Origin of the sequence: Aeromonas sp. HMWF015 (genome assembly GCF_963878965.1) — a bacterium.
In the GTDB taxonomy this organism is placed as follows: Bacteria; Pseudomonadota; Gammaproteobacteria; order Enterobacterales; family Aeromonadaceae; genus Aeromonas; species Aeromonas veronii.
Window position 1 is genome coordinate 1 of the sequence record NZ_CAWNZT010000264.1, and the last position, 12,498, is coordinate 12,498.

The following is a 12,498-nucleotide window of genomic DNA, read 5'->3' on the forward strand; positions in this document are numbered from 1 at the left end:
GCGCTGGTCAAACTTGATGCCCATTTCGTGAGTCAGCCAGATGCGCGAATCGCCGTGCATAAAGGCATTCTCGATGAGCGGGCTCAGGGCGAAGGCCCCCCAGCCAATCAGCAGCAGCACCGGGATCAGCAGGATGGCGTGCCACCCTTCAGGCAGCCAGGACTTGCCGCGCTCCGGCAGATAGTTCCAGAGCAGTGCAGTCAGCAACATCCCCATAGGCAGCAATATCAGCAGCAGGATCACCCCGGGCAACGCACCCTCGATGATGGGCGCCAGCCACAGACCCGCCAGGAAGCCCAGGATAACGGTCGGCAGCGCCGCCATGATCTCGACCGTCGGCTTGACGTATTTGCGCAGCCCCGCCGACATGAAGTAGGCGGTATAGATGGCACCGGCCACGCCGAGCGGCACAGCAAACACCATGGCGTAGAAAGAGGCTTTCAGCGTACCGAATACCAGCGGCACCAAACTCAGCTTGGCTTCAAAGTCGTTGCTGGCGGAGGTGGATTGCCAGACATACTGGGGCTCCGGATAGCCTTCATACCACACCTGTTGCCAGAGGGCAGACCAGGTCACTTCGGGGTGTTCGTTCTCCACCGAGAAGAGCTTGAAGGTATTCCCTTGCTGCATCAGCAACAGGTTGTGACGGGGGGATATGGCCAGAGCAGAGAGTTCGCCCCCTTCCACCGTCTCGGTCAGCAGCTTGGTCTCGCCGGTGGCGTGGAAGAAGCTGATGATGCCGTCCTTGTCGGCACTGATGAAGCCTTTGCGAAAGTGCTCGGGAGTCAGCAGATCCACTGCGCCATCACCCTTGAAGTCACGAATTTGGGTGAACTGGCGTTTGCCATCCTTCGCCACTTCGAACCACTGGGAGATGACGCCGTTGTCATTACCCACCAGCAGTGAAGAGGCGCCGGAGAGCAGCTGAACCCGGGTCACATTGGCGTTGGGGGCATTGATCTCCAGCACGTTGCGCAGGGAGATTTCGCTCAGGTTATGAATGTCATAGACGGAGAGGCGATTGCCCTCGCGCACGAACAGGATCCGCAGATTGGGGGTCAGCAACATCTGATCCACATGGCGCGGCAGGGAGGGAATCGTGTAGTTTTCACTGCTCCACTCAATCTCGCCGGAGATGAAGTTCTCCTCACCGCTCATCACCGTCATCACGCCACGACCATCTTCGGTCACGGCGGCGGTCGCCATCTTGTCCTTGGTGGCTTCGAACACCATCAGTTGCAACGCCTTCCCTTGCGGGTCGATCACCACCGGCTCTTCGCCGAAGGGATATTGCAGGCTGGGTTCAATCACCCGCACATCGTTGGGATAGGAGACCTTGAACGCTGGCTGGACCACCTGCGCCTTGCCATCAGCAAAGCCGTAGGCGATCAGCCGCTGACCCGGTGCCGGGGTCGCTACCGTGGTGATGTCGCCAGCAACCTGGGCCTGACCCAGTGACTGGCCGACCTTGATCTTGTCATCTCCCTGCACCGCAAAGAAGTTGACCTGCCCTTTATCGCTGAAGCGATAGCCGATCTCGTTCTGCTCTTCCACGCCGAGCCAGGCGGTCTTCCCTGCGGCAGGCAGGGTAAACGAGGCGGTCGGCTCCATGGAGGCGCCATTGAAGATGGGTTTCACCACATAGAGCAGATAAAAGAAGATAAGCAGCAGCGCCACCAGTACCAGGGCTCCGCCTGTGGTAACGCCATATTTGGCCAATTTATCCTTGATCCGGCGTTTTCTACTGCCCGCCATGACCAGGTTTAACGATTCCGATGACATGCAAGACCTCAATGTAAGCTAGGCTTCGCGGCATTATATGGCGGTTGCATGACAGTTTTGTTACATCGAGAGCGCTTTAACAGAGGTTGTTAGCGGAAAAAACGCGGGGATTATGTCGAAGGAAGGTGAACGCAATATATTGTTTATAAAGGGATATTTATGAAGATAATCAGCAGGGCAGCCTACGCTGCCCCCGAATGATTCAGGAAAGGGCATCGTTTGATTGTTGCTGCGCCAGTTTGGCCGCCTTTTTCTCGGCGCGGCGGCGCTTGAAGAAGGCCGACAACTGAGCCGAGCAGGCATCGGCCAGCACACCGCCGGTCAGCTCGACGCTGTGATTGTGGCGCGAGTCCTGCAAGATCTCGAACACCGACCCCGCGGCACCGGTCTTGAGATCTCGGGCGCCGTAAACCACCCGCTTGACCCGGCTATGGATCAGCGCACCGGCACACATACAGCAGGGCTCCAGCGTCACATAAAGAGTGGTGTCGAGCAGCCGGTAGTTCGCCAGCTGCTGGCCCGCCGCCCGGATTGCCATCACCTCGGCATGGGCACAGGCATCGTGTTCGCTGATGGAGCGATTCCACCCCTCGCCCACCACCTGACCATCCAGCACCAGTACGGCACCGACCGGGATCTCGCCAATCCCTTCGGCCCGGGCAGCCAATGCCATGGCATGACGCATCCACTGTTCGTCCTGCTCGGGCTGACTCTGTGCCTGGCTCGGTATTTCTGGGACCTCTGATGGTTTCACGCCCATCCCCTCTTTATATTGTTCAATTGTGCTGTTTGCATTCCCGCTATCCACACCTGCCAGATGATTCCATAGATAGCAGGCATGATAGCTCGCGGTGGCAGGGCGGCGATTATGCCAAATCTGCACGTCAGACCCAAGCCGCATCCCGACTGAACAATAAAGAAGCAATCGGCATCTCTATGATAAAAAAGGAGTTGCACCCGTTTAGCCATGCTATTAGACTTCCTCCCCGTCAGCCGAGTCTGACTCCGTCGGTGTGTAGCGCAGCCAGGTAGCGCATCTGCATGGGGTGTAGAGGGTCGGAGGTTCGAATCCTCTCACACCGACCATTTTCCCCGAGAATAGCCCAGTCAAACGACTGGGCTATTTTTTTGCCTCCGATTTACCCTCCTGACAACGCCAGCCTACCAAGAACAAAAAACACTCAGAACCACTTGAATCTTTTTGCCGAACTCATTAAGATGCGCAACTTTCCGCCGGTAGACAACACAGGGAGGTGGAAAAACAAGTGAAGGGATCACTGTCCGGCTTGCGTGCAACACAGGACCAGGCATGAACCAGAACACCGATTTCGCACCCGCCATTACGCTTTATTCCGTTCCTCACGACACCCCTTGCCACACCGAAAACGAAAATGAACAGGTCATCCAGCTGGATGTGATCGATCTGGCCGAACCGGATGATGACTATTGAGCACGGCCAGATGGCCGCTCAATCACTGGGGCATCGCCTGTTCAACACACTCAGTTTCACACCCTTGGCGAGAAATCTGCAAAAAACGACAAACTGCTAATTCTATCAAGGATGGCAGTATTATTGACTGATGCGTCTCCCCCTTCCCTCTCCAGCATCCCCCCCGACAATTGATACAAACCTACGTTATTGCGCTTCACTTTCCATCGTTGCAACCGCTGGTGCCAACAGAGCCTGCATCACCAAGCCAAGTTTAAAACGCACGTTCACTAACTAGGTCTAGCAATAGCAAAACATTCATTGCCACATTCAAACGCACTTTATACGGCTGTTTTGGCAAAGCCTGGAGTTAGGTCGGGATTTGTTTTTGCATTTGTAATTTTATTACGTAATAAGTTACATAACGAGGCGCAGGGTAACGGCCCAAATTAGCCGTTGTTCGATGGGAAAAAGCAGGAGCATAACCATCTGCGTAGAGTTTTTATACCAATCAAATAAAGCAATAAAAAACATCAACTTAACCATATAGAAAAAACAGGCGTTTAAAAAAAACTGTTGACGTAATCAACAATATTTCGCACCTTATCAATCGTGTTACCCCGTTGTTGCGGGAACGTTTCAGGAACAGGGATTCGACTTTAGTCGTAGTTAGTAAGTTCAAAATGTAATTCTCAAAGGAGTGAACCTTATGTCGGCACCGGCTCAGACCCACTGCAGCGCCCGCCTTCGCATCCAGGGCGAGATGCTGCCCGAATACGCGCAAATTCTGACGCCGGACGCGGTGGCTCTGGTCTCCGAACTGGTGGAACGTTTTGCTCCCCAAAGAGGGGAATTGCTGAAACAACGTGTGGCACGCCAGGCCCGTATCGATGGCGGCGAGCTACCGGACTTCCTGCCGGAAACCGCCCACATCCGTGAAGGTGACTGGACTATTCGCGGCATTCCCGCCGACCTGCAAGACCGCCGTGTGGAGATCACCGGCCCGGTCGAGCGCAAGATGGTGATCAACGCCCTCAACGCCAACGTCAAGGTGTTCATGGCAGACTTCGAGGACTCACTGGCTCCCGCCTGGAATAAGGTGATCGAGGGCCAAATCAACCTGCGCGATGCGGTCAACGGCACCATCTCTTACACCAGTCCGGAAGGGAAGGCTTATACCCTGAACGCCAATCCGGCCGTCCTCATCTGCCGGGTGCGTGGTCTGCACCTGCCGGAAAAACATGTCACTTTCGATGGCGAGCCCATCCCAGGCGGCCTGTTCGATTTTGCTCTCTACTTCCTGCACAACTATCAGGCGCTGCTGGCCAAAGGCTCGGGCCCCTACTTCTACGTGCCCAAGTTGCAGAGCCATCTGGAAGGGCGCTGGTGGAGCGAGGTGTTCGCCTGGACCGAGGACAAGTTCGGTCTGCCACGTGGCACCATCAAGGCCACCGTGCTGATTGAAACCCTGCCAGCCGTATTCGAGATGGATGAGCTGCTCTATCAAATGAAGGATCACATCGTTGCGCTGAACTGCGGCCGCTGGGACTACATCTTCAGCTATATCAAAACCTTGAAGAACCATCCGGATCGCGTCCTGCCCGACCGCCAGGTGGTGACCATGGACAAGCCGTTCCTCTCCGCCTACTCGCGGCTGCTGATCAAGACCTGCCACAAGCGCGGAGCGCTGGCGATGGGCGGTATGGCTGCCTTTATTCCGGCCAAGGACGCAGCCGTCAACGAACAGGTGTTTGCCAAGGTCAAGGCCGACAAGGAACGCGAAGCCAACAACGGCCACGACGGTACCTGGGTCGCCCACCCTGGCCTTGCCGACACCGCCATGGCGGTGTTCAACGCCACCATTGCGGCTGGTGCCAAGAACCAAATCGGCGTGCTGCGCGAGCAGGATGCCCCCATCACCGCCGCCGACCTGCTGGCACCCTGTGAGGGCGAGCGCACCGAGGCAGGGATGCGCACCAATATCCGGGTTGCCCTGCAATATCTGGAGGCCTGGATCAACGGCAATGGTTGCGTGCCCATCTACGGTCTGATGGAAGATGCCGCCACCGCCGAGATCTCCCGCACCTCCATCTGGCAGTGGATACGCCACGGCAAGAGCCTGTCGAACGGCAAGGTGGTGACCAAGGCGCTGTTCCGCCAGATGCTGGCCGAGGAGCTGGAGGTGGTCAAAGCCGAGGTGGGCACCACGCGCTGGCAGACAGGACGCTTTGCCGAGGCAGGCGAACTGATGGAAGAGATCACCTGCGCCGATACCCTGATCGATTTTCTGACGCTGCCCGGTTACGAGCGGCTCTGAATCACGGGCCCCCAGCGGGGCTCGCCAATAACAAGTCAATGGAAACGTGAAATCAATGAAAGAGGGAACTGATATGGCACTGACCCGTGAGCAACAGATCCAGGCTATCGAGAAAGACTGGGCGGAAAACCCCCGCTGGAAAGGGATCAAACGCGGCTACAGCGCCGAAGATGTAGTGAACCTGCGCGGCAGCTTGCAGCCGGTGCACACCCTGGCCCAGCGTGGAGCCGACAAGCTGTGGGGTCTGATCCACGGCGACGCCAAGAAAGGCTACGTCAACTGCCTCGGCGCCCTGACCGGCGGTCAGGCGGTGCAGCAGGCCAAGGCGGGGATCGAGGCGATCTACCTCTCCGGCTGGCAGGTGGCGGCGGACAACAACTTGTCCTCCACCATGTATCCGGATCAGTCCCTCTACCCGGCCAACTCGGTGCCGTCCGTGGTGGAGCGCATCAACAACTCCTTCGCCCGTGCCGACCAGATCCAGTGGGCCAACAAGGTAGGGCCGCAGGATGAGGGCTTTATCGACTACTTCCTGCCGATCGTGGCCGATGCGGAAGCCGGTTTCGGCGGCGTGCTTAACGCCTTCGAACTGATGAAGGGAATGATTGAAGCGGGCGCCGCTGGCGTGCACTTCGAAGATCAGCTGGCATCAGTCAAGAAGTGCGGTCATATGGGCGGCAAGGTGCTGGTACCGACTCAGGAAGCGGTGCAGAAGCTGGTTGCCGCTCGTCTGGCAGCCGATGTATGCGGCACCACCACCCTGGTGATCGCCCGTACCGATGCCAACGCCGCTGACCTGCTGACCACCGACGCCGACCCGTACGATGCAGACTTCCTGACTGGCGAGCGCACTGCTGAAGGGTTCTACAAGGTACGTGCCGGTATCGATCAGGCCATCGCTCGCGGTCTGGCTTACGCCCCCTACGCCGACATGGTGTGGTGTGAAACTGCCAAGCCGGATCTGGACGAAGCGCGTAAATTTGCCGAAGCAATCAAGGCCAAGTTCCCGGATCGCATCCTGGCCTACAACTGCTCCCCGAGCTTCAACTGGAAGAAGAATCTGGACGATGCCACCATCGCCCGCTTCCAGCAGGAGCTCTCCGACATGGGCTACAAGTACCAGTTCATCACCCTCGCGGGTATCCACAACATGTGGTTCCACATGTACGAGCTGGCCTACCAGTACGCCCGTGGCGAAGGGATGAAGCACTACGTCGAGATGGTGCAGGAGCCGGAATTTGCCGCCGCCAGCCGTGGCTACACCTTCGTGGCACACCAGCAGGAGGTCGGTACCGGTTACTTCGACAAGGTGACCACTGTCATTCAGGGGGGCCAATCATCGGTCACCGCGCTGACCGGCTCCACCGAAGAAGATCAGTTCCACTGATAGGCAGAACTGTTTTGAAATAGCAAAACCCCGGCCTGAAGCCGGGGTTTCTGTTTATCTGCCATTCAAACGAAAGTCAGGCCACAACCGCACACCGCAGAGAGAATCAGAGCTCGAGGATCTCTTTGACAAAGGGGATGGTGAGCTTGCGCTTGGCGCGAAATGAGGCGTTGTCGAGCTGATTGAGAGTGGTGAGCAGGGTTCGCATATCGCGGGAGAGTCGGTTGAGCAGGAAGCGGCCCACATCGATGGGCAATTTGAAGCCCCGCAGCTCGGCACGCAGCTGCAGGGCACTGAGCTTGCCTTCGTCATCCAGTTCTTCGAGATGGAAACTCACCCCCCAGTCGAGGCGCGAGGCGAGATCTGGCAGCTGCAGCCCCAGTTTGCGCGGTGCGCTGCAGCCGGTGACCACCAGCGTCCCCTCGCCCTTCTCCTGCCAGCGGTTATAGAAATCGAACAGCGCCCGCTCCCACACGGCATTGCCGGCGATCGCCTCAAGGCTGTCGAGACAGACCAGCGGCAAGCTTTCGAGGGCATCGAGCATGCTGGGGTCGAGCTGTTCAAACTGATCGAGGGAGAGATAGGCCGCCGCCGCATCGCGGGCGTTGACCTCGGCACAGGTGGCGTGGAGCAGATGAGAGCGTCCGGATCCCTTGGCTCCCCAGAAATAGAGGAAAGGCGATCCCTGACCGATGGCCGCATTCTTGAGGGCGGTGATCAGATGAGCATTGTTGCCGGGATAAAAACTGACGAAGGTTTCATCATCCGGTAGTTGTACGGCTAAAGACAGTTGGGCCGGTTGCTTCACTCGTTGGGCTTTGACTGTGACATTTGTGGCTAAGTGTATCATCGCAAAGGCAGATAGAGAACCGCCCGGACAAGCCGGGCGGTCTACAAAAGCCTTATAAAATCAGGGCTGCGACCATTGGTAACGCAAACCGCTGCCATTATCGTCAACCTTGCGCAAACGACTCTCGAGCTGCAGTGCCCGCACCAGTTCGGCCTGATCCCCTTGCAGGGTAAAGTTGAAGGTGACCTGGTCCCCCTCCAGCTTGCCGATCGCCACCTTGCTGACGTTGGCCATCCCCTGCAGCATCTTCTGCACGGCGATCATGCTGTCCACTTCGGAGAGGCCATCCACCACCAAGGTCTGGCTGGTTGCCGGACCAGAAATGCGGGCACCGTAGTTTTTCACCAGCCAAGCCGCCAGGGTATCGGCAAACCCTTGCGCCACTTCGGCCTGAGTGCCGGTGCTATTGCCACGGGTCAGCTCGGTCACTTCACCGGCCGCTTTGGGGCCGTAGAGTCCCCAATCGATGCTCCACTTGTCACCTTCCGGTGTCAGCTTGCCCAACACCACCATCTCGGCGCCATAGCGCTGGCTTGCCTGCAAAATAGGGTCGGCAAAGCGTCCCCAGACGTCAGTGGCACTGACCGCCATGTTGTCATCGAGATCCATCAGCGGAATGCTGATGGGTAGCCCCAGCGTCTGGGCCTGCTCGCGCAAGGCTTGCGCCCAACCATCGCTGGATTGATCCGCCAGCAAGCGACGCTCACCCTGATCCACCACCAGCCAGATGGCCATCTGGGGACGCGCAGGGCCAAGCAGGGCAAACTGGCTCTCGGAGACCAGGCTGTTGACCTTGTCACTCTTGAACTCGGCTTTCAGATACTTTAGGGAGTCCTGATCCTGATAGCCATAGCTTTTGACATAGTCGCCCGGGGCCGCCAGCGCCTTGACCACCACCGGCTGGGTGAGGATGTCGCGCTTGCCGGTCACCTTGATCAGCACCTGACCCAGTGCCTGCCCTTGAGCGGCCACCATGTCGCCACTGGTCGGGGCCTTGCCCTGATATAGGTCGGTCACCTGAGCGGCCGAGGCCATGAATGACAAGCCGCAGCAGAGGGCGGTCACAACACGTTTGAACATGAACAGAGTCTCGAAATGGGAGAGTGTGCTTATGGTAGCGGCAAGGCGCATCCTGCGGCAAGGCTGGCACAAGCGGCCACAAACAGCAGAGCCGGCGATGCGCCGGCTCCGATCACCCCTTCCACATGGGAAGCAGGTTAAGGTGTCAACTTACTTGGTACCGAAGATCTTGTCGCCGGCATCGCCCAGACCCGGCACGATGTAGCCTTTCTCGTTCAGCCCCTGGTCGACAGAAGCGCAGTAGAGCTCTACGTCAGGGTGAGCGGCTTCCAGCGCCTTGATCCCTTCCGGCGCGGCAACCAGTACCAGCACCTTGATGGATTGGCAGCCTTTCTTCTTCAGCAGATCGATAGTGGCGATCATGGAGCCGCCAGTGGCCAGCATCGGGTCAATGACCAGCGCCAGACGCTCTTCGATGTTGCTGACGATCTTCTCGAAATAGGGAACCGGTTGCAGGGTCTCTTCATCGCGGTAGATACCGACCACGCTGACGCGGGCACTCGGCATGTGCTCCAGCACGCCATCCATCATGCCAAGGCCGGCACGCAGGATAGGTACAACGGTTACCTTCTTGCCTTTGATCTGGTCAACTTCTACTGGCCCATTCCAGCCATCGATGATAACCTTCTCGGTTTCGAAGTCAGAGGTCGCTTCATAGGTCAACAAACTGCCCACTTCTTTGGCCAGTTCACGGAAACGCTTGGTGCTGATATCGCCTTCGCGCATCAGACCGATCTTGTGTTTGACCAGGGGGTGTTTGACTTCAACGACTTTCATTATTATCTCCTCTAACCTGCCGCAAAAAAAATCGCGGAATCATACAACAAAAGCCACCGCTTGTAGAGCATTTCCGCGCAAAAACGCGCAAACGATTTCCTTTCTGGTTTTTCACCGCCACTGTTAGAATACGCCCCGAATTTTACCCTCCACTTCTTTACATGACGGGGAATACTCGTGACTGACAAAACCTCACTGAGCTACAAGGATGCTGGCGTAGATATCGATGCCGGCAATGCACTGGTTGAACGTATCAAGGGCGTGTCAAAACGCACTCGTCGTCCTGAAGTCCTTGGTGGTCTTGGCGGCTTTGGGGCCTTGTGTCAAATCCCTGCGGGCTACAAGGAGCCGGTACTGGTCTCCGGTACCGATGGTGTGGGCACCAAGCTGCGGCTGGCCATCGACCTGAAGAAGCACGACACCGTGGGCATCGATCTGGTGGCCATGTGCGTCAATGACCTGATCGTACAGGGCGCCGAGCCGCTGTTCTTCCTCGACTACTATGCAACCGGCAAGCTGGACGTGGACACCGCAGCCGCGGTAGTCACCGGGATCGGTGCCGGTTGCGAGCAATCAGGCTGTGCCCTGGTGGGCGGCGAGACCGCCGAGATGCCGGGTATGTATGAAGGGGAAGACTACGACATCGCCGGTTTCTGCGTCGGTGTGGTGGAGAAGAGCGAAATCATCGACGGCAGCAAGGTCGGTGAAGGGGATGCCCTGATCGCCCTGGCTGCCAGCGGCCCTCACTCCAACGGCTTCTCCCTGATCCGTAAAATTCTGGAAGTCTCCAAAGCCGACGTGCATCAGCCGCTGGGTGACACCACTCTGGCCAACGCCCTGCTGGAGCCGACCCGCATCTATGTGAAACCTGTGCTCAAGCTCATCAAGGAGTGCGAGATCCACGCCCTCTCCCACATCACCGGCGGTGGCTTCTGGGAGAACATCCCCCGTGTCCTGCCCGCCAACACCCAAGCGGTGATCGATGAGCAGAGCTGGCAGTGGCCGGCGGTGTTCAGCTGGCTGCAGCAGGCTGGCAACGTCACCCGTCACGAGATGTATCGCACCTTCAACTGCGGCGTCGGCATGATCATCGCCCTGCCCGCCAACCAGCTGGAGAAGGCGCTGACCCTGCTCAAGGCAGAAGGCGAGAACGCATGGCACATCGGTCATATCGCCAAGACAGCAGACGGTGAGGAGCAGGTCGTCATCAAATGATGCGGATCCTCGTCCTAATCTCTGGCAGCGGCAGCAACCTGCAGGCGCTCCTCGACCACTGCGCCAGCGGCAAGATTGCCGGTGAAGTGGTCGGCGTTATCAGCAACAAGGCCGATGCCTATGGTCTGGTTCGCGCCAAAGAAGCGGGGGTGGCGACCTCCATTCTGGCCCAGCAGCAGTTTGCCAGCCGGGAGGAGTATGACGCCGCCCTGCTGGCGCTGATGGCAGACTATCAGCCGGATCTGGTGGTGCTGGCCGGGTTTATGCGGATATTGAGCGGCGATCTGGTGCGCCATTTCGCCGGCAGAATGATCAATATCCACCCCTCCCTGCTGCCCAAGTATCAGGGCCTGCACACCCACCAGCGCGCTATCGATGCCGGTGATAGTGAGCATGGCGCCAGCGTCCACTTCGTCACCGAAGAGCTGGACGGGGGCCCGGTTATCCTGCAGGCCCGCGTGCCCATCTTTGAAGGGGACACTGCGGACGAGGTAGCGGCACGGGTACAGGCGCAGGAGCACAGCATCTACCCGCTGGTGGTGCGCTGGTTCTGCGAAGGCAGGCTGCAGATGGTAGATGGCGCCGTGCAACTGGATGGCGCCCTGCTGGGCCCCGCTGGCTACGCCTGCGAGTAAGCAGACGTCTTGTCGAAATGTGAAAGAGGAGGCCGATGGCCTCCTTTTTATTTCCTGAATTTTCCCACCACAGGCACAGGCTTAAACCTGTTCACGACCTGCAGCGAGAAACCGTCAACAAGGTTACAAGCTGCCCAGGAACCGGAGCGTATAGACATACGTGAGCACTCTTTGCTGTCTACATAAGCGAGCAGCACATGAGCCTTGATCACGGTTTCGTAGCCAGATCGTGGACAGGTTTAGACCGGATTGTCGATATCGATAAAGGTGACATCCAGCCCATGCACGGTCGCCAGCCACTCCCCCAGCGCCTTGACGCCGTAACGCTCGGTGGCGTGATGGCCCGCGGCGTAGAAGTGCATCCCTATCTCGCGGGCGGTGTGAATGGTCTGCTCGGAGGCTTCACCGGAGATAAAGGCATCGATGCCCTGCTCCGCCGCCAGATTGATGTAACTCTGACCGCCGCCGGTGCACCAGGCCACGGAACGGATAAGCTCGGGGCCGCTGTCGCCACAATAGAGTGGTTCGCGACAAAGGCGCTCGGCAATCAGCTTGGCAAAATCGCGGCCGCTCATCGGCTCTTCCAGCTTGCCCACCATGGCAACGCTCTTGCTGTTCCACGGCTCCAGACCGCGGCATACCTTGATGTCGAGCAGCTTGGCGAGCTGGGCGTTGTTACCCACCTCGGGATGGACATCCAGCGGCAAATGGTAGGCAAACAGATTGATATCGTGGGTCAGCAGGGTCTTGAGACGACGCTGCTTCATGCCGGTGATCTGGGCCGGTTCACCGCTCCAGAAGTAGCCATGATGGACCAGAATGGCATCGGCTTCGGCAGCCACCGCCGCGTCAATCAGCGCCTGACTGGCAGTGACACCGGTCACTACCTTGCGAATACGTTCGCGCCCCTCCACTTGCAGGCCGTTAGGGCAGTAATCCTTGATGGCGTGCGGTTCGAGCAGATGGTTCAGTACGGTTTCGAGTTTTCGATGAGAGATCATAGGGGTCCCTTATTAAGGCTCGGTC

General features: G+C 58.1%; 11 protein-coding genes and 1 tRNA gene. 6 read left to right on the plus strand and 6 right to left on the minus strand.

The features are described 5' to 3' along the window. On the minus strand, positions 1-1,782 hold a 1,782-nt coding region (locus tag AACS18_RS13695), incomplete at its 3' end, for a phosphate ABC transporter permease (RefSeq protein WP_108614423.1). 202 nt (positions 1,783-1,984) lie between these two features. Beyond that, positions 1,985-2,536 (minus strand): tRNA adenosine(34) deaminase TadA, encoded by a 552-nt coding sequence (tadA, locus tag AACS18_RS13700; protein ID WP_108614424.1) that lies wholly within the window; start codon positions 2,534-2,536, stop codon positions 1,985-1,987. Between the two features lie 255 nt (positions 2,537-2,791). Between tadA and AACS18_RS13705 the strand changes: the two genes are divergently transcribed. The 4 genes from AACS18_RS13705 (at position 2,792) to aceA (ending at position 6,915) form a co-directional block, all read left to right on the plus strand. Next, positions 2,792-2,868, plus strand: a tRNA-Pro gene (locus AACS18_RS13705). A gap of 223 nt (positions 2,869-3,091) precedes the next feature. Continuing rightward, positions 3,092-3,232, plus strand: a complete 141-nt coding sequence (locus AACS18_RS13710; RefSeq protein WP_181363448.1) for a hypothetical protein — start codon at positions 3,092-3,094, stop codon at positions 3,230-3,232. Positions 3,233-3,920: 688 nt separating this feature from the next. Next, on the plus strand, positions 3,921-5,528 hold the full coding sequence (aceB, locus tag AACS18_RS13715; RefSeq protein WP_108614384.1) for a malate synthase A: 1,608 nt from the start codon (positions 3,921-3,923) through the stop codon (positions 5,526-5,528). Positions 5,529-5,601: 73 nt separating this feature from the next. Next, positions 5,602-6,915 (plus strand): isocitrate lyase, encoded by a 1,314-nt coding sequence (gene aceA, locus AACS18_RS13720; protein ID WP_005344572.1) that lies wholly within the window; start codon positions 5,602-5,604, stop codon positions 6,913-6,915. Positions 6,916-7,021: 106 nt separating this feature from the next. Here aceA and hda read toward each other — a convergent pair whose 3' ends face one another. The 3 genes from hda to upp form a co-directional block, all read right to left on the minus strand. Continuing rightward, the gene (gene hda / locus AACS18_RS13725; RefSeq protein ID WP_013723920.1) at positions 7,022-7,723 is read right to left on the minus strand and encodes a DnaA inactivator Hda; all 702 of its coding nucleotides are present in this window, start codon (positions 7,721-7,723) and stop codon (positions 7,022-7,024) included. A 102-nt stretch (positions 7,724-7,825) separates the two neighbouring features. Beyond that, complete coding sequence (locus AACS18_RS13730; protein ID WP_108614385.1) at positions 7,826-8,845, minus strand: DUF2066 domain-containing protein; 1,020 nt, start codon at positions 8,843-8,845, stop codon at positions 7,826-7,828. 150 nt (positions 8,846-8,995) lie between these two features. After that, the gene (upp, locus tag AACS18_RS13735; RefSeq protein WP_005334115.1) at positions 8,996-9,622 is read right to left on the minus strand and encodes a uracil phosphoribosyltransferase; all 627 of its coding nucleotides are present in this window, start codon (positions 9,620-9,622) and stop codon (positions 8,996-8,998) included. A gap of 177 nt (positions 9,623-9,799) precedes the next feature. Between upp and purM the strand changes: the two genes are divergently transcribed. Next, positions 9,800-10,837 (plus strand): phosphoribosylformylglycinamidine cyclo-ligase, encoded by a 1,038-nt coding sequence (purM, locus tag AACS18_RS13740; RefSeq protein ID WP_108614386.1) that lies wholly within the window; start codon positions 9,800-9,802, stop codon positions 10,835-10,837. Then, positions 10,834-11,472: a phosphoribosylglycinamide formyltransferase gene (gene purN / locus AACS18_RS13745; RefSeq protein ID WP_108614387.1), complete on the plus strand. Its 639-nt coding sequence runs from the start codon at positions 10,834-10,836 to the stop codon at positions 11,470-11,472. The genes purM and purN overlap by 4 nt, the downstream gene beginning before the upstream one ends. Positions 11,473-11,711: 239 nt before the next feature. Here purN and AACS18_RS13750 read toward each other — a convergent pair whose 3' ends face one another. Beyond that, entirely contained in the window at positions 11,712-12,473 is a 762-nt protein-coding gene (locus AACS18_RS13750; protein WP_108614388.1) for a Nif3-like dinuclear metal center hexameric protein, read from the minus strand. Positions 12,474-12,498 lie beyond the last annotated feature (25 nt).